This is a genomic window from Rufibacter tibetensis (assembly GCF_001310085.1).
Lineage (GTDB): Bacteria > Bacteroidota > Bacteroidia > Cytophagales > Hymenobacteraceae > Nibribacter > Nibribacter tibetensis.
Map to the genome: position 1 here is coordinate 2,391,818 of NZ_CP012643.1, position 20,128 is coordinate 2,411,945.

Consider the following 20,128-nt stretch of genomic DNA (forward strand, 5'->3'; position numbering starts at 1 on the left):
AATTTTGTGCCCTTGAAATTGATGTTCCACAGAAGAAACCTAAAATGGGGATACAGAAAATTTACTATGCGCTTACCGTTCTTATCATTTCTTTCTTCGGTTTTGCTCCCCTTGCCTCTGGGCAGGAGATAGGCGACAAGCAAAACGGATTAGCATCTTGGTACGGGGTTCAATACCACGGACGCCCTACCAGCAGCGGAGAGATCTACAACCGTCACAAACTCACGGCGGCCCACAATGAACTTCCTTTAGGCACTAGAGTAAAAGTAACCAATAAAGCTACCGGCAAAAGCGTGGTAGTGAAAATTAATGACCGGGGTCCTTTCAGAGGTGCCCGTATTATTGACCTGTCAGAAGCTGCGGCTAAAAAGCTCAGCTATCGCAAAGAAGGCTTAGCCGATGTTACCGTAGAGGTGCTTGACTTGCCAGAGGCATTTTTAGCTAAACAGGCCAAATCAAAAGAATTGGAGCCTAAGCAAATAATCTTAGCGGCAGATATAGCTCCTGCGCCAACACCGGCTACCTTGCCAACTGCTGTTCCGGCTTCCAGCGTCTCTCCTTCAAAAGCATCTGCTACTGCTTCTGTCTCTATTCCTGCAAGCCCAACGCCAACCTTACGCCTGCCAGAAGAGTTTGTCATTCAGGCAGGGGCGTACAGCAACTTGGTGAATGCACAGGCGCAGTTGGAGAAACTCCGGAGAATTTACCAGAAAATGCCGATGATGTTGGTAGAGGAAAAGGTAAACGGGCAGAAGGTGCACCGTATCTTGGCCGGACGTTTTGTTTCCAAAGCCACAGCTGAACAGGCACGGCAGGATTTGGTAAAGAAAGGGTTCCAGGGCTTAGTGAAAAAGGCACCAGAACCGGTGACATTGGCTACTGCGGCGTCTCTTTAAGATTCCATTGTTTCGCTTACGCTTACTGCCAGACCTGTGGTAGTAACAGGTCTGGCTTTGAATGTTTAAGGTTTGTTTTTCGTAAAATGAGCCTGAAACAAAAGTTTCTGAATTTTATTTACGCTAATTTGTTCTTCTCTTGTCTTTCCCCGGAAAGAAGTATTCCGTAAAGGGCTGCTATATGATTTGGGGAATTAGGAACGTTATCAAGTAAATCAGAAAGTAGAAGTCTGCTATGGGCGAAATAAAAGTTTGGGCAAAGGTACTGTTATTAATGGGAGTGGCCTTGGGGCTGCACCAGCAAACGCAGGCTCAGATTATTGGCAAGGATAAAAAGAAGATTTTCTTTTGGCAGAAATCTAAAGACCTGGTCGTCGTTACTCCGGTAGACACGGCTATCTTAAATGATTCTCTGGCAAAACCTTCTCTGGCCATTGCGGCTAAAGACAGTGCGGCAGAGAAAAAGAAAGAGAAAAAAGAGGCCAAGAAGAAAAAGACTTACTTTGGGTACCGTGTCAAGAAAGGATTTGCCCGGCAAGGCAAAGGGAAAAACCAGATTGTAGAGACCTTCTACTATCTGCGCGAATACAAAGACCCTAATCCGTATGTGCGTGACAAACATTTCTTTGACGTTAAAAAGCGGAGAATCTTCAGGTCCCCTACGCTAGACCCTTCTAAGACCCAGATGCTCATCTTGCATGGGCCATACACCAAAAAGCGGGGCGATGTCCTGATTGAGCAAGGCTACTTCTTTGTAGGTGCCAAGCACCTGCGGTGGGAAACCTTTCGGACAGACAGCACCCTCACCCAGCGGCAACACTATGAAAAGGGCTTCCTGCGTGATGCTGTCATCTCGTATTATGATGCGGCCAAGACCAAGATAAAGGAAGTGATTCCGTATCAGTACGGTCAGGTGCAGGGCGAATACTACAAGTTCTATGAAAACGGCCAGTTAGAATGGCAGGGAACGTATGACAAAGGCCGAAAAGTAGGAACCTGGATTAACTTCTATGACTTCAGAGGACGCCGCCAGTATGAGTTCCAATACGCTGAGTCAGCGTTTGACAAACCTATAGAACCCGTGCTTGTAAAGCAGTACGATCGGCACGGCTCCCTGGTATTCGAGAGAAAATAGTAGTTTCTCTCCTGCTTTAAGCGATAAACAACATATAAACCTGTTTAGGGCCTGTTTTGCTGAGAGCAGGTCCCAAACAGGTTTTGTTTTGTGACAGTTATTAGTTGCAGTTTCCTAACTCCTTCTGCTCTTTTATAGGAGAGAATTGCTAATTAGTGACTCCTTATATATAGAGTTCTCCTTATATATAGAGTTGAGTAAGGTAAAAAAGTAGGCTTGGTTTGTGAGGGGGTAAGTTGTAGAAGTGGCATCTAATGGAATGCATCTTCTATGTGAAAAATCTTTGGCTGATCCTTCTCCCATAGAATTGAGATGACATCAAACCGGACATCATGCTGCCACCCGTGTACCTCTATGTAATTCTCTGCCGCTAACTGGAGCAAAGCTTCTTTTCTTGAAGACACAGCCTCTTCCGGAAAACCATATTGATGCGTACTTCGGGTTTTTACTTCTACTAATACCAGTACCTTTTCTTTAGAGGCAATCAAATCTACTTCGGCGCGTTTGTAACGGTAATTCCTTTCCAGTATCCTATACCCTAAGGCACTCAGGTGTGCCTCAGCAGCCTGTTCCCCAAGTTTGCCCAAAGTAGTATTATGCGCCATTTTTGGTAGGTGCGGGTTTAATGAGTAATTTGCACAGTTATCTGATTACAAAGCCTTCTATACGTGAAGAGTAGGTTTCTGTATAGGACTAGACATAGGCAGTGCTGCATTGCAGAGTAACACTATATAAAGAGGGAGGTAGGCCGCAGAACCATGAAGCAGAACAAAGACATTGTTTTTGAGAAAATGGGATTGGTAGATTACCAGCAGGCCTGGGACTATCAGGAGCAGCTTCTAAAAGGAGTAGTAGATATTAAAACGCAGAACAGGTCTTTGCCAGATTCTGAGAAGCTCTCTACGCCCAACTACCTCCTGCTCTGTCAGCACCCCCATGTGTACACCCTGGGGAAAAGCGGTCATGAATCACATCTTCTATTAGATGAGCAGGGCCTGGCAGAAAAGAACGCTACATTCTATAAAATCAATCGGGGTGGTGACATCACCTATCACGGTCCCGGTCAAATGGTGGCCTACCCTATTCTAGATCTGGAGAACTTCTTTACAGACATTCATCAGTATTTACGGCTCTTGGAAGAAGCCGTCATTCAGGTGTTGGCAGAGTACGGTGTTCAGGCGGGCAGGATTTCCGGGTTAACGGGTGTGTGGCTTGATTTTGAAGAACAGCGAAATCCCAGAAAGATTTGTGCTATGGGTGTGAAGTGCAGTCGATGGGTGACCATGCATGGGTTAGCGCTTAACGTGAACACAGACCTTGCTTATTTCGGGAATATTGTGCCCTGCGGCATTTCAGATAAGGCGGTGACGTCTCTGGAGCAGGAAGTAGGCCGGGTAGTACCTCTGGAAGAGGTGGAGGAAAAGCTGCTTAAGCAGTTGGAAAGATTATTTGAAGCTAAGATGTTGGTGCAACAGTATGAAGAAAGACATTGATTTTCATCAGGTAGAAGGTGTTTCCATTGCCATTGCGCGGGAAGTGAATGAACTGGGGCAGCAGGAATGGAATGTGTACTTTATCAACAACAATGATTTTTACCTGGAGAATGTACTCATTTCCACAAAAGGATATGGGCAGGTGGACGGCCAGGAGGTGAAGACCTCGGTGCTTCGGCACATGTTCGACCAAATGGCCCCTAAAAGTGCCTTGCAGGTTGAACCCATTGATCCAGCCCTTTTCCAAATCACGAACGAGTTTTGGGTGAGCTATTACATTGGCCGAAACATCCATGACAAGCGCTTTTTGTTTGTGCCAGGCAGCGTCATGGAAGAAAACATTATCCCTATTTCTATCCTGGATAAAGAAGGCGTTCTGCATTCTTAAGTTATATCCAGAAGACGTTGGAGGCAGAGTTCCCCCAAGATTATCTCTAACTTTTATCATGGCATGAAATTTCTAACATACCTACTCTCCTTTAGCTGGTCCTTCTTTATTGCCTTGTTTGCCATTCCCTCTATTGTGTATGTAGCGCACTTAAAGAACATTCTGGATCAGCCTAATAAGCGCACAGTGCACGTGTCGCTTACGCCACGCTTGGGAGGGTTAGGAGTTTTTGCTGGCTTCATGTCAGCGTTGACTATCTTCGGAGATCTGTCAAATGGGGTGCAACAAGTTCTGGCGGGTTGTATCATTCTTTTCTTCGGAGGGTTGAAAGATGACCTGGTTTCTATCTCAGCCTTTAAGAAATTTTTTATGCAGGTACTGGCCACGGGGGTGGTTATGTTTATTGCTGATATTAGGATAACCAGTTTTCAAGGGATCTTCAACATACATGAGTTGCCAGATGGCTTAAGCTATGGTTTTACTTTCTTTACCATTGTAGGGATCACCAATGCCATTAACCTGATTGATGGACTGGATGGTTTGGCGGGAAGCATTGTTACTGTAATCATCTCTACTTTCGGTTTCTTTTTCTGGTACGCGCATATTGACACCTATTCCAATTACGCAGGAGTAGCGGTGTGTCTTATTGGTGGCCTTTTAGGCTTTTTAAGGTACAACTTCTACAAGGCTAGAATTTTCATGGGAGATACCGGGTCTTTGCTCTGTGGGTTTGTCGTCTCTATTATGGCCATCCAGTTTATTGAGATGCGGGCGGTGCCTTCTGCCCCGGCGGTTGCCTTAGGAGTACTCTTTGTGCCCCTGTTTGATACCATCAGGGTTTCACTTATCAGAATCATGAGAGGGGTGTCTCCTTTTTCACCAGATAAAAACCATATCCACCACCGTGTATTAGCCATGGGCTTCAGTCAGGTAGCTACGGTTATTATCCTGGTCTTGGTGAATGCTCTCGTGATTTTGTTTGTGTTCAATTTCTCTCATTGGGGTAACCTGACACTGCTGCTTTGTCTATTAGGGTTCTCGGTTGTGCTTAGTTTGGTTTTAGGGCAGTATTCCACAAAATCAACTTCAACCACTTAGTTCCATGCGGTTTTGGGGAGCAGTAGTACTATTATGGTGTTGGTGCGGTGTTGCTTTAGGGCAGCCTGAGCCTTCAAAACCACTGCTGTCTTCTGATTGGATGATTTATAAGGAGGGGCAAAACAAGTTAGTGCCTTACTTGCCTGAATTCCATGATGAGCACCTGGCCCTATACCAATGGGTTAGTTTAGACAGGTTCACCAATCCTAAAATTGAATTTGCCGCCCGTAAAGAGCTCTGCCTCTTTCTAGATAATCAGCTTGTTTTTGTGGCAGATTCCACAGCTCGGTATACAGTAGATTTATCGAAGTACTTAAAGCCAGGGAAGAAATACCTTCTTTCAGTTTGGCACCCAGACCAGCAACCCAATTACCCCTCTTTTAAAGTTCCTCAGGAACAATTGGTGTCAATAAGTACAAGGCCTGATTCAATCTACAGGCCTTTGGTGAAGCAGCCCGACGGGCACAGAAGCGCCTTAATCTTTTTCATGGTCATAGTAGGACTGATTTATGGTGCTCTCCGGATGACGTTCTATAATGATTTTGCCAGTATTTTCAGGTGGAGCAGCTTTACTAAGCTTTCAACCTTAGAAGACGGTTTGTTGGCAAAGCCAGTAGGCAACTGGTCAAGTATTCTCTTTGTCCTGGCTTTCGCGCTATCTTTTGCGCTTCTTATTGTGGCTGTTCATACAGACTTAGAGGACCTGGCTCTATTGAGTCAGTTGTTTACGGCCACTCAGGCGGATCTTATTTCCAAAATCCTCCTTTACACCCTTATCATCTTCTTGTTTGTTCTGCTAAAATACTTATTCCTCCAGTTAATGGGGTTCATCTTTGGGGTGGGTGAAATGGTGTTATCCCAATATAGGGAGTTCTTGCGGACTTTATTAGGGATGGGGCTGATTTTGCCTTTCGTTTTGCTCCTGTATCTGGGCTTATGGACCTCAATTCCTCAGGTAGTTTACTGGATTGCCAATGTGAGCATTACGGCACTTCTGGTGTTCACTATGATGAGGACTTTTCATACTGTTAGTAAAAAATATTCACTCCAAAATCTACATTTATTTTCCTACCTTTGCGCCACAGAAGTGATTCCGCTGATGATTTTGCTTAAACTAATTGTTTTTGTGTAGCGCTCTGGCAGAAAGGAATTATTCAAGATTTTAGATTAAAAGTTGTTAAACTACCTTCTAAACATGGCTGACGGTAAAGAAGTGTTGGGTGCTGATAGACATTCAAAGAAAATTTCTAGTATTCTAGTCACGCAGCCAAAGCCGGCAAATGATAATTCACCGTACCTGAGCATTGCTGAGAAGTACGGGATCAAAGTAGATTTCAGAGCTTTTATTGAAATAGAGCCAGTCTCTTACAAAGAGTTCAGAAAGGATAAGGTTTCTATTTTGGATCATACGGCGGTTATTTTCACTAGCCGGAATGCGGTAGACCATTTCTTTAGAATCTGTTCTGAGGGTAAAATTGAAGTGCCTGCGGAAATGAAGTACTTCTGTATTTCTGATCAAACGGCATACTACCTGCAGAAGTATATCGTTTTACGAAAGCGGAAATTGTTCATTGGTGGTAAAACAGCTTCTGACCTGTTTGATGTGCTCAAGAAGCACAAGACAGAGAAGTTCCTTTACCCTTGCTCCAATATCAGGAAGGAAGATATTCCCGTGTTCATGCGGGCCAATAATTTTGACTTCACAGAAGCAACCATGTATAAAACTGTGGCTTCTGACTTGTCAGATCTGGCTGAGGTGAAGTATGACTGTATTGCGTTCTTCAGTCCATCAGGAGTACATTCACTTTTCGTTAATTTTCCTGACTTTGTTCAGGATGGCACCCGGATTGCGGCCTTTGGTCCTACTACCGCACAAGCTGTACGCGATGCTGGGTTAGAGCTTGATATTGAAGCTCCTATGCCTAATGCTCCTTCTATGACAGGGGCAATTGAGGTTTACATCCAACAACACTCTAAGAAAAAGTAAATAGACTGTTACTTTTCTTTTCTTTGTGCGTAGCATGGCTAGGGCTTTTGAATTGAGATTAACTTTTGGTAGTTGATATATAATTTATTAGCTTTTGCAAAAGGCTCTTGACGTTCAGGAGTCATCTAATGCTGTACATGATGCGCAAAATTGGTTTCCTGGTATTTCTGATCGGGCTTTTATCTCCCTTTTTGGGGCTGGCACAGCAGTTGCCGCAGTTTAGCCATTATGCATTTAATGGCCAGTTCATAAGCCCAGGGTACGCAGGCATCAAAGGCCAGACAGAGTTAAATGTCCTTTACAGGTATCAGTGGTTGGGCTACAATGCCTCATTTGATACAGGAGGCTCTCCTAAAACTGCCTTATTTACCGTCTCTGCTCCTGTAACAGCTTTAAAAGGTGGGGTAGGATTGGTGGTGATGAAAGATGAGATTGGACCAGTTGATATCTTTCATGCCCAATTAGCCTATTCTTACCATGTATCACTTGGTGGCGGAACTTTGGGGTTAGGTGTGCAGGGCGGCCTTACCAATATGAGCAAAGGAGGTTACCGGGCAAATGAACAGGGAGATGTAAGAGTACCGTTCAATAGTTCTGACCGCAAATTTGATATGGGTGCTGGGGTGTGGTACCAACATGATAATTGGTATGCGGGAGCAGGTATCACCAACTTGCTAGGAGCTGTTTATGAATTCGAGAACCAGGCTCAAGACAACAACTACGGCACTGTTACTGGTGAAAAACACCTGATGGTAACAGGCGGGTATGAGGCAGAACTATCTGATGCAATAGATGTTGTTCCAACAGTGCTGCTTAAGCGAGACATGAGTGCTGGCGTTACTTCCGTGGAAGCCGGAGCAAGAGCAATATTCAACGATAAATTCTGGGGTGGCGCCGGATATAGGTTTGGAGAAGCCATTACAGGTATGTTGGGTGTGTATCTTATGAAAGATAATGCTTTAAGCTTTGGATATGCCTTTGATTATACTGCCGTAGGCACTGATGCCAAAAGTGCTACCTCTCATGAAGTGATATTGGGCTACAGGTTGCCAAAACCTAGAAATAATGCAAAGCCCCCTGTCAGGACCCCCCGTTACTTTTTTTAAATACTTACTTTTAAGTAAAAGCCTTATCCTTAGGTTTAAGGGAATTGTTAACAAAATAAAATATTATTTTGTTTGACTCGTTAGGATATTGAACTTCAAGAAAAAACACTAGTTTTGTTTTTCGAATAAGGATATATATTTGCTATCTTCAAAATTATACATGCTAAGCGGGAACCGCTACTTTTTTCAATCAAGAATATGATTAAGTTTTTACAGTTTTCTGCCATTGCTTTAAGCGTAGTCTTACTGGCAGGTTGTGGTATGGGTAGAGATTCGCAGGGAGATGTGATTGGGTCTGAAGATCGGCCGGAGTTCAATCCTCAGGAAGTTCCTTATGGGATGGTAGCCTGCCCGGGTGGGACTTTCCATATGGGCCAAACCGACCAGGATATAGCTGCCAGCATGTCTAATATGAACAAGCAGGTGACTATTGGCGGTTTCTACATGGACGAAACGGAGATCACTAACAATGAGTATCGTCAGTTCGTGGATGCTATTCGTCAAGACTCATTGGATGTTCTGGGTGAGGAGTTCGTGATGACTCAGCTATATCCAGACACAACTGTATGGGTAAAAGACTTTACTTACCACATGGGTGACCCATTGATGGAGTATTACTTTTCTCACCCAGCCTTTGATGACTTCCCGGTTGTGGGGGTTGACTGGTTTGCGGCAAAGTACTTCAACAACTGGAGAACCAAGCATAAAAATAATTATAACGTAGAAAGCGGCATGGCGCCAATGCCAAGCTTCCGTTTGCCTTCTGAAGCTGAGTGGGAGTATGCAGCCCGTGGCGGTCGTGATTTAGCTACCTATCCTTGGGGCGGTCCATACCTGCGTAACGCCAAAGGTTGTATGTTAGCTAACTTCAAACCAGGTCGTGGTGACTATTACAGTGATGGCTTTACATATACTGCGCCTGTAGGACAATATTACCCTAATGACTTCGGTTTATATGATATGTCAGGCAACGTAGCTGAGTGGTGCGAAGATGCTTACTCTGAGGCTACTGTGCCGGTAGTGTGGGATTTGAACCCAACTTACTATGATGACAATGAGCCCCGCAAAATTGTACGCGGCGGTTCCTGGAAGGACATCGCGCATTTTCTGGAAACAGGAGTTCGGAACTTTGAATATCAAGATTCTGCTCGTTCCTTCATAGGCTTCCGTAGCGCTATGATCTACATTGGACGTTCATCTGACTTTGATCTGAGAAGATAGTCTTTTGATAACATCTAAATAGTGCTATATTAATTAATTTCTGAACCCAAATACGTACAATCTAAATCCTTCAAAAAAATGAGTAAGTCAAGAGGCAACTTCTTCTTCGATAAGGTGATGCCAAAAATTTATGGTATTGGTGCCGCTGTAGTTATTGTTGGAGCATTATTTAAAATTCTCCACTTAAATGGAGCAAACGAAATGCTAATTGTTGGTCTAGGAACCGAAGCCATTATCTTCTTCTTAAGTGCCTTCCAGCCAAATCCACCACATGAGCCAGAGTGGGAGCGTGTATATCCACAATTGCGTGATGATTATGACGGTCCACTTCCAACAGTTCCTGCAGCTACGGCTGGTCCTTCTATAACAGGTGATCTAGATAAAATGCTGCGCGATGCTAACGTAACGCCTGCAACTATCAGCTCTTTAGGTCAAGGCTTGAACCGTTTAAGTGATACTGCTTCTCAAATGTCAGATTTGACAGATGCTACAGTAGCTACTAAAGAATATGCAGCACGTGTAAGAACTGCTACCGGTTCATTGGAAAAAATCAATGATGCGTATGGTACTACGTTGCAAGTTGTCTCTCAAATGGCAACCGCTACGGCAGATACTCAGGCTTACCATGCACAAGTACAGCAGGTAACAAAGAACTTAGGTGCTTTGAACGCAGTGTATGAAATGGAACTTCAGGACGCCAATAACCACCTGAAAACCATCAACAAGTTCTATGGTAGCATTGGCAGTGCCATGGAAAACCTTACACAGGCTAGCCGTGAAACTGAACAATTCAAAGACGAGGTAACTAACCTAACCAAGAATCTGCATTCATTGAACAACGTGTATGGCAACATGTTAAATGCCATGAGAGGATAATCTCTGCCAATCCTCTTTTAAAATAAGGTTAACTAATAAAGTAAACACTACAGGATACTATGGCTGGAGGAAAAGAGACGCCACGGCAAAAGATGATCGGGATGATGTATCTCGTTTTGACGGCGCTGTTGGCATTGAACGTAAGCTCTGCAATACTTTTAAAATTCCAATTTATAGATGCCAGCTTAATGGAGGTGAACCGTAAAACGGTATCAGACAACCAGGGAGCAGTAAAAGGCATCCAAGCAGCAGTAGCAGAAGGAGCTAGTACAGCAAAAGATCAGCAGGTGGTAGCGCAAGCACAACAAGTAAGCGCGAAGACAGCTGAAGTAGTAGCTTTTATCCGCAGTTTGCGGGATGAATTGGAAAAAGCGACGGGTGGTAAGGATGCAGAAGGAAATTACCTGAATCCAGAAGCCAATGAAATTGTAAATGAGGTAATGATTGGCGGCCTTAAAAAAGGCAAAGGCTATGAACTAGAAGCTAAGCTGAACGAATATGCTGCCTTTTTGCGTCCGTTTAACCCTAAGGCTCCAGAAAAGCTCGCAATGAGCGGAACTGAAGATCCGCGGGTAGCAAACAATAAAGATCAGCGTAAGAAGAACTTTGCGCAGTTGAACTTCGAAGAAACTCCAATGGTAGCTGCTTTGGCTACTTTGGCTCAAAAAGAGTCTGAAGTGTTGAAGTATGAAGCAGAGACGTTATCTCAACTTGCCCAAAAAGTAGGTGCGGATATCATCAAGTTTGAAAACATTTTCGCAATGGCTAGTGCTGAGTCCAAAACAGTAGCGGCTGGTACTAAATATAAAGCAGAAATGTTCTTAGCAGCTTCTTCTGACGCTGTAACGCCTACAATGTCTGTGGATGGAAGACCTATCTCTGTAAAAGGTGGAAAAGGTCAGATTGAGTTCACAGCTACTGCTGGTAACTATGATGCGGAAGGAAATGCTAAAAAGAGATGGACTGGTAAAGTTCGTTTCCGTCAGGCAAGTGGACGTGATACTACCTTTACGGTAACTCAGGATTACGTGGTGGCTAAGCCAGTAATGCAGATTCAGTCTGCCTCTATTAACTCTTTGTACTTCAACTGCGGAAATGAGCTAAGTGTACAAGTCCCTGCATTAGGTGCCGTATATGATCCTTCTTTCTCTGCTTCTGGGGCAACAGTAGTTAAAGGTGCTAAGAAAGGTTTCTTAACTATCATTCCTACGTCAAGACAAGTGAAATTGAACGTAAGCAGTGGCGGAAACGCTATTGGTTCACAAGATTTCACTGTAAAACTGGTGCCAAGACCAAGAGTAGTAGCTTCTGCTAATGGTCGTCCGGTAGATGTGGTAAAAGGTATGCCTGCGCCAGGTCCTCGTACTTTAACAGTGCAAGCTCTTGCTGATGAAAGCTTCAAGAACCAATTGCCTAAAGATGCTCGTTACAGAGTGACCCAATACACTGTTTACTTAGTGCGTGGAAGCCGTCCGGTAGGTTCAGTACAAGGAAATGGACCAACAGTAAGTTTAGGTAATCTAGCTGGTCAGGCACGCCCTGGAGACAGAATTGCCATCGACGTAAAAGAAATACGTAGAATGAACTATCGTGATCAGCAGGAAGTTGTTCCTTCTGATAACTCAAGTATCACTTTTCAGCTTAACTAGTAGTTAATTTTAGTAACATGAAGAAGTTAATTGTGTTGGGTTTAGCAGGCTTGCTTAGCATGCCGGTTGTTAGTATGGCGCAAAAGCGTACTACTAAAAAGTCAACTACTTCTGCGCAAAGAGCCCAGCAAAGTGCTGCTGCTGAAAAGGCACGTCAGGAAGAGTTAGCTCGCCAGCAGGAATCACAACGGCAAGCAGAAATGGCTCAGGCAAGAATGGATAGCTCTTTAGCCGCTCCCGCTTCTGCCAGACCAATTCCTGCCTCTGATGTGATGTTCAAGAAAACGGTTTGGAGAGCGGTTGACCTGCGTGAAAAGCAAAACCAGCCCATGTTCTCCAGCGGAAGACAAATCACTAAACTAATCACCGAGGCGGTGAAAAGAGGTGAGTTGCAACCCTATCGCTCAGATACTTTAAACACTCCTATCCCAGCTCAGGAGTTCTTTGGTAACATGACTCCCGCTGAAACAGGTGGTGGATTAACTGAGGCTGAGAAAGCAGCGGGATTTGAGGCACCTACGGCAGTAGAAGATGATGGATGGGGAACACCTGCTCCAGCAAAGAAAGCTACTCCAGCTAAAAAAGGCACTACACCTGCTCCAGCAGCAGCTGTAACTACTGGAAATGAACTGCTTCCTAACGAGCTTTATAAATTAGAGATCAAGGAAGATGTGGTATTTGATAAAAAGCGTTCAAGACTTTATCATGATATCCAAGCCATTACCCTAGTAATGCCAGCTAAATACAACAGCCTTGGTTTTGAGAAACCAATTGCTTCTTTTAAGTACAGTGATTTAGTAAAAGTTTTTAGAGCACACCCGGAAGAGGCGCTTTGGTTCAACTCGCAGAATGATGCGCAGCACAAGAACCTGGCAGATGCTTTTGACTTATGGTTGTTCAGCTCTTACATTACCAAAGTTTCTAACGTAAATGATGCACGTTTAGAAGAGCAGTACGGTGGTGGCAAAAAAGGCTTATTAGCTGCCCAGCAAGCTATGGAAGAGCTTATAGAGTTCGAGTACAGCTTGTGGAGCTACTAAAAGTTTAGGACATAAAAAAAGGAGGCTGTTTACAGCCTCCTTTTTTTATGTCCTAAACTTTCCCATTCTTAATAGCTAAACTTGGAAGAATTATCCTGAAATCCTTAATTCGTTAGGTTGAGGGTAATTTAAGATAAATCAAGGTGTGAAAGATATCACCTTTCAATTAAGAATGGTGTTTCTGAATCTGTTTGAAGAAAATGCTTATAAAACAGAATTACTCAAAAAGAAGTTACTTCTTACAAAATGCCCAGGAGGAAGAGGGTTGCTTTGAGGCTATTTTTTGTAAGGTGGGTTTAAAACAGCCTCTATTTAGCTGTTTGGGAAAAGTAGTCAATCAATAAGCGTGCTTTACTTTTACCAACCTCTGTTTCAAGTTCCTGTTGCGAGAGTTCAGCAATCTTCTTCACAGATTTGAACTTGCTCAAAAGTTTCTCAGCTGTTGCTGGACCTAACCCTTTGATCTTGGTTAATTCAGTTTGTAGTGTTCCCGCATCACGGAGTGACCGGTGAAACGTGATACCAAACCGGTGCGCTTCGTTTCTAAGGCGCTGTATGAGTTTTAAGGTTTCTGATTTTTTATCTATGTAAAGAGGAAGAGTATCTCCAGGATAAAAGATCTCTTCTAGGCGCTTCGCGATACTCACAATGGCTACCTGACCATAAATGCCCAAGTCTTTCAGCGCCTTTACAGCCATTCCTAGCTGGCCTTTGCCACCATCTATGATGATTAACTGAGGTAAAGAGGCTCCTTCATCTATCAATCTCTTATACCGCCGGGTCACTACTTCATACATAGAGGCAAAGTCATCAGGGCCAACAACAGTTTTGATATGGAAGTGGCGGTAATCTTTTTTAGACGGCTTGGCATTCCGGAAGCAAACCATAGAAGCAACAGGGTTGTCGCCCTGAAAGTTGGAGTTGTCAAAACATTCAATGTGCTTAGGCAACTCAGTAAGCCGGAGGTCACGTTTCATGGTTTCCATAATCCTTACTTCATTGCTGTCTTTAGACTTGTCCTGCATGCTCTCTTTTTCTTTACGCAAATAAAGAGCATTTTTCATGGACAGGTTCAGAAGCTTTCGCTTGTCTCCAATCTGCGGAACAGTCACTGTCACTCCTTCTAAGGGCAGAACAAGATCATCAATGTTCACCAGAATCTCTTTAGAAGAGCTTTCAAAATCGGACCGCAACTGCATGATCATGGAAGCCAAAATGTCCTGATCGGTCTCTTCTAGTTTCTTCTGAAGTTCCAGAGACTGGGTTCCAATGATAGAGCCGTTCATTACTTTCAGGTAGTTGATGAAGGCGCATTTCTCATTGGAAGTAATGGTGAAAACATCAATATTGGTAAGGGTGTGGCTCACCACAGTTGACTTTGCCTGGAAATCATCCAGTAAGTCTAACTTCTGCTTGTATTGATGAGCCAGTTCATATTGATAATCTGCGGCAGCGGCAGACATGGCTTCTTTGAAGTAGTTCTTAGCTACTGTTAAGTTACCGGAGAGTATGTTTCTGATCTGCTGGATGTGGTCGTTATACTGGGCTTCATCATACAAGCCTTCACAAGGTCCTTTGCAATTGCCTATATGGTACTCCAGACAAACCTTGAATTTGCCGGCTTCTATGTTGGCTTGGCTAAGATTGTAGCTGCAGGTGCGCAAGGGGTACAAGGTCCTGATCAGTTCCAGAACCACGTACATGCTGGTCACACTGGGGTAAGGGCCAAAGTACCGGGAGCCATCGTTGAGTTTGTTACGAGTGCTTAAAACCCGCGGGAAACGTTCATTGGTGATGCAAAGGAAAGGATAAGATTTGCCATCCTTCAGGAGGATGTTGTATTTAGGCTGATGCTGTTTTATAAGGTTGTTCTCCAGTAAAAAAGCATCAGCCTCGCTGTCTACAATTGTGAACTCTATGCGCTTAATCTGCGAGATAAGCTTAAGCGTTTTCTTGTTGTGCTGTTTAGAGGAATTGAAATAAGAGCTTACCCGTTTCCGGATGTCTATGGCCTTGCCTACATAGATGATTCCCTTGTCATCATAGTATTTATAGATGCCCGGCCGATGGGGCAAATGTTTTAATTGCTCTTTAATCAATTCATCCGCAGCCATAAAATCTTCTTCCTTCTTAGAACGCTCCTTCCTCTACGTTTTGGGGCAGGGTAAGTGTTTGCTCTTTTTTTACGGAATCAGTAACGGTAGGGACAAAATGGGTTCCACCGCAATTGATGGAAGTAGAAAGTTCAGCAGGTTTAGGGAAAGCTCCTTTAGATACATTCAATGATTTATCGGCATAGACCTTCTTCATGAAGATGGCATAGATAGGCATGGCCAATTTGTTTCCTTGCCCATAAGCGGCACTTCTAAAGTGAATGCTTCGGTCTTCACCGCCCACCCAAATACCAGCAGCCAAATCTGGCGTGATGCCCATAAACCACGCATCTGAGTAGTTAGAGGTAGTTCCAGTCTTTGCCCCTATCTCATTTTTCAAACCATACCGATGGCGAAGGCCATAATAGGCGGTACCACCCCGTACATCGGCGGAGCCCTGGAGCATGTGCACCATCAAATAAGCGGTCTCTTCGCTCAGCGCTTCAAGGGTCTTTGGAACAAACTCATGCAAAACTGTCCCGTTCTTGTCCTCAATCCTGATCAAATACTGTGGTTGGTTCCAGACCCCCTTGTTTACAAAGGTTCCGTACGCACCCACCATGTCATACAATGTTACGTCACTGGAACCCAAGGCCAGGGAAGGAACCGGATCAAGAGGAGTGGTGATTCCCATTCGTTTGGCTGTTTCTACCACTACTTCAGGCCCAAGTTTCTTCATGAGGTAAGTAGTAATGGTGTTCACTGAAAGTGCCAACGCTTCACGGAGAGAGTGACGGCGACCGGTATAGACACCATCACTGTTCTTCGGAGTCCAAGGCTTACCATCTGGGTTGATGATTGTCACGGGAGCATCTGTTACTCTGTAGCAAGGAGAATACCCCGCTTCAATGGCTGCAGTGTACACGAAAGGCTTGAACGTTGAGCCAGGCTGACGTGCCCCTTGTTTTACGTGGTCATACTTGAAATACTTGTAATTGGTACCACCTACCCAAGCTTTCACTTTTCCGGTTAAAGGATCCATGGCCATAAAACCGGCCTGCAGGTAATGTTTGTAATACCGTAAAGAGTCCATTGGACTCATGATGGTGTCTTTTTCCCCTTTCCAGGAGAAGACTTTCATCGGAATTTTGTGATTCAGGTGGTACTTGATAGAATCTTCATCATCACCGTATTGCTCCACCAAGCTCTTGTACCGGGCCGTTCTCTTGATTTGATCAGCCAAAAAGTTTTTGATCACGCGGCCATTTTCGTCAGTCCAGGGGCTGCGGCCTTTCCACTGCTGGAAGAATTCTTTCTGCATCACCTTCATATGCTGCTCCACAGCATCTTCGGCATGTTTTTGCATGCGAGAGTCAATGGTGGTATAGATTTTCAACCCATCAGAATACAAGTCAAACCCATTGTCACGGCACCACTGCGCAAGTGATTTTCCAATTTCAGTCCGGAAGTAAGGAGCTAATCCTTTGTTCTGGTTTTCTACGTTAAAGTCCAGTTTTATCGGCTTTGCCGTGGCAGCAGCGTAAGCCGGCTCATCAATGTAATTGTACTTGAGCATCTGATCCAACACGGTGTTCCGCCGACTCATAGAACGTTCAGGACGGGTAACCGGGCTGTAGAAGGAAGGACCTTTCAAAACTCCAACCAGGGTAGCGCCTTCTTCTAAGGTAAGTTGCTCAGGCTCTTTGTTGAAAAAAGTTTTGGCCGCTACTTTTATGCCATAAGCATTGCTCCCGAAGTCAACGGTGTTCAGGTACATGAGCAGGATCTCTTTCTTGGTATAAGAGCGCTCCAGTTTCACAGACATGATCCATTCCTTGGTTTTGATGATGAGCATACGCAGCCCAGGCACATCGCTGAGCAAACCATTGTTCAAATCATCACGGGTACGGAAAAGGTTACGGGCCAGCTGCTGGGTCAGGGTACTGGAACCACGGTCCTGCTTGCCGGTAAGTTTATAGTAGGGAACAGCTAATGTTCCTTTGAAGTCAATACCAGAGTGTTCCTCAAACCTAATGTCTTCTGTTGCAATTAAAGCATCTACCAAGGTCTTGGGCAACTGCTCATACGTGACAGGGCTCCTGTTTTCACGGAAGTATTTTCCTAAAAGCTGGCCATCTTCTGAATACACCTCTGAAGCCAGTTCACTTTTAGGGTTTTCCAGGGTTTTCAGGTTAGGAAGGTCGCCAAAAAGATTCAGGAAGTTGATGCTAACGGCAAAAACGTAAAGCAGGAAGAACAAAAATCCTCCAGCAAAAAATAGCCAAAGTGCCGAAATGACTTTTCGGAACTTATTATCAGGCGTAGACGACATGCTATTTGTAATTATTTTCAAAGAAATCTACATACTGCGCGATATCTCCCAGCTTTCTAAGTAAAGTCAGGTTAGCTTCAGTGATCACAAAGGTAGCAAATTTCGGGCCTTTTAAATTGGCTAATGGTGAAGTGCGGGAGGCTTGTAATTTGGTGTACTGTTCCGCAGTTTTATAGTCTGGCAAAGCTCTAACCAAAAGCAGAGTGGTGCTGTCCTGAAACGCCACAGGTTGCAAGGTGAGCTGTTTCTTAGGGTGAAAGCGGCTGTTGTACTTGCCATAGGCGGTAATAAGCTGACGCAGCGCCAAGCTGTCACCGGTATGTACAATCACAAATAGATGGGGCTTGCTTCTCTCTGCCTTGTAGGTAGGCACTTCCTCTTTAGGAACAATTGCTGCGCTGCGAACAGGAGCTTTAGCCAATTCCCCTGATTCATAGCGCAAGTACAGGTTCATGAAATCCCTCGCCTGAGGCAACAATGGGCTTTCTGGGTACTGAATCAGGAATTTCTCCATAGCAGCCCTGAATGTAGCGGCTGGTTGGGTGCGACCTGTCACCAAAGCCCTTAGAAAAGCAATCTGATCCTTTATATCGTTTTGCGGATACTTTTGAGAAAGAGAAGCTAAAACATTCAACGTTTCTGGGTATTTCTCTTTTTCATACAACACGTAAGCTGAGTCATACAATGCATGCGCGGCCAGGTTCTCCGCGGAGTACGTCCGGAGGAAGTCTGGTTGGTCAATGAGTCTGCTGTATTTAGAGTTAGGGAAACGCTGCTTCAGGGTCTGGGCAAATTGAGCAGCTTTCTCTTGTTGCTGTTGCCCCTGAGCTAATACGTACAAACTGTAATAAACTTCAGAAGCATGGGTAGAAGCAGGAAAGCGCTCTAACAACTGGAGAAACGTTTGGGAAGCTTTTTCAGGTTCGCGTAAACGTTGCTGGTAAATATTGCCCAAGGTGAACAAAGCCTCCTCAATGCGCTTGTTAGATACTTGTAACTGCTCTGGAGTGACCGGGATGGCAGCCAGGTAATCTGCCTGTTGTTGGGCCGCCGCAGAGGCCAAGGCGGCACTGTCAACCCCTATGTTAGTCACGGGTCCTGCCGTAAGTGGCGTAGACCCTGAAACAGCCGTAATGCGACGCCAGTTATCTTGTAATGGGCGGTCTCCCCAACTGCGCAAAAAGTCATTGCGGGCACTGGCACGAGCCGCTGGGTTGTCAAAGTACCAGGTGCTGCCATTGGTGCCTGCCCCGCCAATGGGGAGCGTAGCTGTTTGTGTAAAGTTTGCAGGGTTGGCAGTGGCATTACTGGCCGCCAAAGCGGCTGCGGCGGCCTGTTCCCGCTCTCGGGTAATCTGTTCGGCCACCCGTTGAGCGCGCTCAGTAGGGTTTAACTTTCCTAACGCCTGTAAACTATCTTCTGCCCTTATGATTTCTAACTGCTCTGTGAAAGCGGTTAGAACGGTGCGTCTGTCAGATAGCTCTTCATATCCCAAAGCCGTTGGTGGCAATAGTTGAAGAGTACTGTCATAGTAAGCCTGTGCTAACTTGTACTGCTGCAGGTGATCATAGTAAATCTGACCAGCCAGTAAATAAGAATAAGCCTTTTGGGCAGTATTGGTTGTAGAAGCCGCTGTAGACCTTTTAAGCAGAGTTAAGGCTTCAGAATACTCTTTTTGCCTTAGTTCCAGTTTCGCTAGATCGTAATAGATTTTGTCTAAGTACTCTTTGTTTTTATCGTCCTTAGCCAATTTGTACAGGAACTCTTCTACCTTGTTCTGGTCTGTCACGTCTTTCAGCTCAGTCACCTGCGCCAGGTTCAGGCTAGAATAGAAACCTAATTCATAAGGAGGGCGCTTCTTCAATACCTTGGCAAATTGCTCGTAGGCTTTGGCGTCCTGGTTTGTGGCTTGGTACAACTGGCCCAAAATAAACCGGAGCCGTGACTCCTTGTCCCGCTTATTAGCGAGCGGAATGGCTTTCTCCAGGTTCTCAATAATGAACGGCACGTTGTTCTGGATACTTGCCAGTTGGGCCCTGGTCAAAAGCAGTTCTCGTCCATTGTCCTCATTCATGCGCTCTTTCCGGAACTGCTCAGAAATAGAAGATGCCTGGTCATAGTCTTTCTGCCGCATGGCCAGACGCATCATCCAGATCATTGCTTCATGGCGTGCGTGGCGGTCTGGGCTGGTGGTTTGTACAAACCTGAAGGTTTTCAGGGCTTCCGCATCTTCGCGCTGGTAGTAGCGGGCCTTGCCAATCAATACATAGCAGTCATCAATCCACCGTGATTTTGGGTGGCGTGCAATGGGAAAGGAGGCTCTTTTAATCACCTCATCCAGGTCAGGGGCCAGAGTTTTAAGAACCGTGGTGTCTTGCGGCGGCAGGATGTCCAGAACGCGGTTATAGTCATTGATGTGGGCAGCTTCCAACCGGGCCTCAACCTCCTCCATCTTTTCGCGAGCCAAAAAATACCCGTTAAACTGGGCATTCACATTTCGGTAGAGCCTACCCAAAGGTTTGTCTGAAGAGCAGCCAGCTAAGGTGCCCATAAGAAGGAAGAAAAGGAGAAAACGTGTCAGCTTCAACGTAAAGTCAAAAATGTTGGAATATAAGTAGAACTACCCAGAGCCCTTTTTTATTTTATGCGTGTTCTTGCCAAAACAAGCCAGAAATGCGGAGCTTGAACGTGAAGGTTCAGCCTTGGCAAGGCAAGAAACAAATTTACATTATTTTATGCTCTTGTCCGCTACTACGTAAGAGGCCGGATAAGAGGTAATTGAAGTAATTTCAATTTTGTCTGAACCAGATGGGT

The 20,128-nt window shown here is 44.8% G+C and carries 16 protein-coding genes; 12 read left to right on the plus strand and 4 right to left on the minus strand.

Annotated features, from left to right (window positions below):
• Nucleotides 1-44: 44 nt before the first annotated feature.
• Nucleotides 45-896, plus strand: coding sequence for a septal ring lytic transglycosylase RlpA family protein (locus DC20_RS23065; RefSeq protein WP_062543637.1), 852 nt, complete (start codon nucleotides 45-47; stop codon nucleotides 894-896).
• Nucleotides 897-1,131: 235 nt separating this feature from the next.
• The gene (locus tag DC20_RS09610) at nucleotides 1,132-2,031 is read left to right on the plus strand and encodes a toxin-antitoxin system YwqK family antitoxin (protein ID WP_157593120.1); all 900 of its coding nucleotides are present in this window, start codon (nucleotides 1,132-1,134) and stop codon (nucleotides 2,029-2,031) included.
• Nucleotides 2,032-2,282: 251 nt separating this feature from the next.
• Here the strand turns inward: DC20_RS09610 and DC20_RS09615 are convergent, their stop codons facing one another.
• Nucleotides 2,283-2,636, minus strand: a complete 354-nt coding sequence (locus DC20_RS09615; RefSeq protein ID WP_062543639.1) for a YraN family protein — start codon at nucleotides 2,634-2,636, stop codon at nucleotides 2,283-2,285.
• 153 nt (nucleotides 2,637-2,789) lie between these two features.
• Here DC20_RS09615 and lipB point away from each other — a divergent pair, with 153 nt between their 5' ends.
• The 10 genes from lipB (at nucleotide 2,790) to porN (ending at nucleotide 12,889) form a co-directional block, all read left to right on the plus strand.
• Entirely contained in the window at nucleotides 2,790-3,524 is a 735-nt protein-coding gene (gene lipB / locus DC20_RS09620) for a lipoyl(octanoyl) transferase LipB (protein WP_062543640.1), read from the plus strand.
• Complete coding sequence (locus DC20_RS09625; protein ID WP_062543641.1) at nucleotides 3,508-3,912, plus strand: hypothetical protein; 405 nt, start codon at nucleotides 3,508-3,510, stop codon at nucleotides 3,910-3,912. The genes lipB and DC20_RS09625 overlap by 17 nt, the downstream gene beginning before the upstream one ends.
• Nucleotides 3,913-3,975: 63 nt before the next feature.
• A complete protein-coding gene (locus tag DC20_RS09630; protein ID WP_071885424.1) occupies nucleotides 3,976-5,010 on the plus strand; it encodes an MraY family glycosyltransferase in 1,035 nt (344 codons plus the stop codon).
• A 100-nt stretch (nucleotides 5,011-5,110) separates the two neighbouring features.
• Nucleotides 5,111-6,142, plus strand: coding sequence for a DUF4271 domain-containing protein (locus DC20_RS09635; protein ID WP_062543642.1), 1,032 nt, complete (start codon nucleotides 5,111-5,113; stop codon nucleotides 6,140-6,142).
• Nucleotides 6,143-6,205: 63 nt separating this feature from the next.
• Nucleotides 6,206-6,997 (plus strand): uroporphyrinogen-III synthase, encoded by a 792-nt coding sequence (locus tag DC20_RS09640; RefSeq protein ID WP_062543643.1) that lies wholly within the window; start codon nucleotides 6,206-6,208, stop codon nucleotides 6,995-6,997.
• A 137-nt stretch (nucleotides 6,998-7,134) separates the two neighbouring features.
• The gene (locus DC20_RS09645) at nucleotides 7,135-8,103 is read left to right on the plus strand and encodes a PorP/SprF family type IX secretion system membrane protein (protein WP_245652331.1); all 969 of its coding nucleotides are present in this window, start codon (nucleotides 7,135-7,137) and stop codon (nucleotides 8,101-8,103) included.
• 198 nt (nucleotides 8,104-8,301) lie between these two features.
• The gene (gene porK / locus DC20_RS09650) at nucleotides 8,302-9,324 is read left to right on the plus strand and encodes a T9SS ring complex lipoprotein PorK/GldK (protein ID WP_062543644.1); all 1,023 of its coding nucleotides are present in this window, start codon (nucleotides 8,302-8,304) and stop codon (nucleotides 9,322-9,324) included.
• 78 nt (nucleotides 9,325-9,402) lie between these two features.
• Nucleotides 9,403-10,200, plus strand: a complete 798-nt coding sequence (gene porL / locus DC20_RS09655; RefSeq protein ID WP_062543645.1) for a type IX secretion system motor protein PorL/GldL — start codon at nucleotides 9,403-9,405, stop codon at nucleotides 10,198-10,200.
• Between the two features lie 59 nt (nucleotides 10,201-10,259).
• Complete coding sequence (porM, locus tag DC20_RS09660) at nucleotides 10,260-11,849, plus strand: type IX secretion system motor protein PorM/GldM (protein WP_062543646.1); 1,590 nt, start codon at nucleotides 10,260-10,262, stop codon at nucleotides 11,847-11,849.
• A 17-nt stretch (nucleotides 11,850-11,866) separates the two neighbouring features.
• Nucleotides 11,867-12,889, plus strand: coding sequence for a type IX secretion system ring subunit PorN/GldN (gene porN / locus DC20_RS09665; protein WP_245652332.1), 1,023 nt, complete (start codon nucleotides 11,867-11,869; stop codon nucleotides 12,887-12,889).
• Between the two features lie 308 nt (nucleotides 12,890-13,197).
• On the opposite strand, the gene uvrC is transcribed toward porN, so the two are convergent.
• The 3 genes from uvrC to porW are packed head-to-tail and all read right to left on the minus strand — an operon-like array spanning nucleotide 13,198 to nucleotide 19,865.
• Nucleotides 13,198-15,003 carry an excinuclease ABC subunit UvrC gene (gene uvrC, locus DC20_RS09670; protein ID WP_062543647.1) on the minus strand — a complete coding sequence of 602 codons (1,806 nt, stop codon included), beginning with the start codon at nucleotides 15,001-15,003 and terminating at the stop codon, nucleotides 13,198-13,200.
• Between the two features lie 16 nt (nucleotides 15,004-15,019).
• Complete coding sequence (locus DC20_RS09675; protein WP_062543648.1) at nucleotides 15,020-17,314, minus strand: penicillin-binding protein 1A; 2,295 nt, start codon at nucleotides 17,312-17,314, stop codon at nucleotides 15,020-15,022.
• Nucleotide 17,315: 1 nt separating this feature from the next.
• Entirely contained in the window at nucleotides 17,316-19,865 is a 2,550-nt protein-coding gene (gene porW, locus DC20_RS09680) for a type IX secretion system periplasmic lipoprotein PorW/SprE (protein WP_062543649.1), read from the minus strand.
• Between the last annotated feature and the right edge of the window lie 263 nt (nucleotides 19,866-20,128).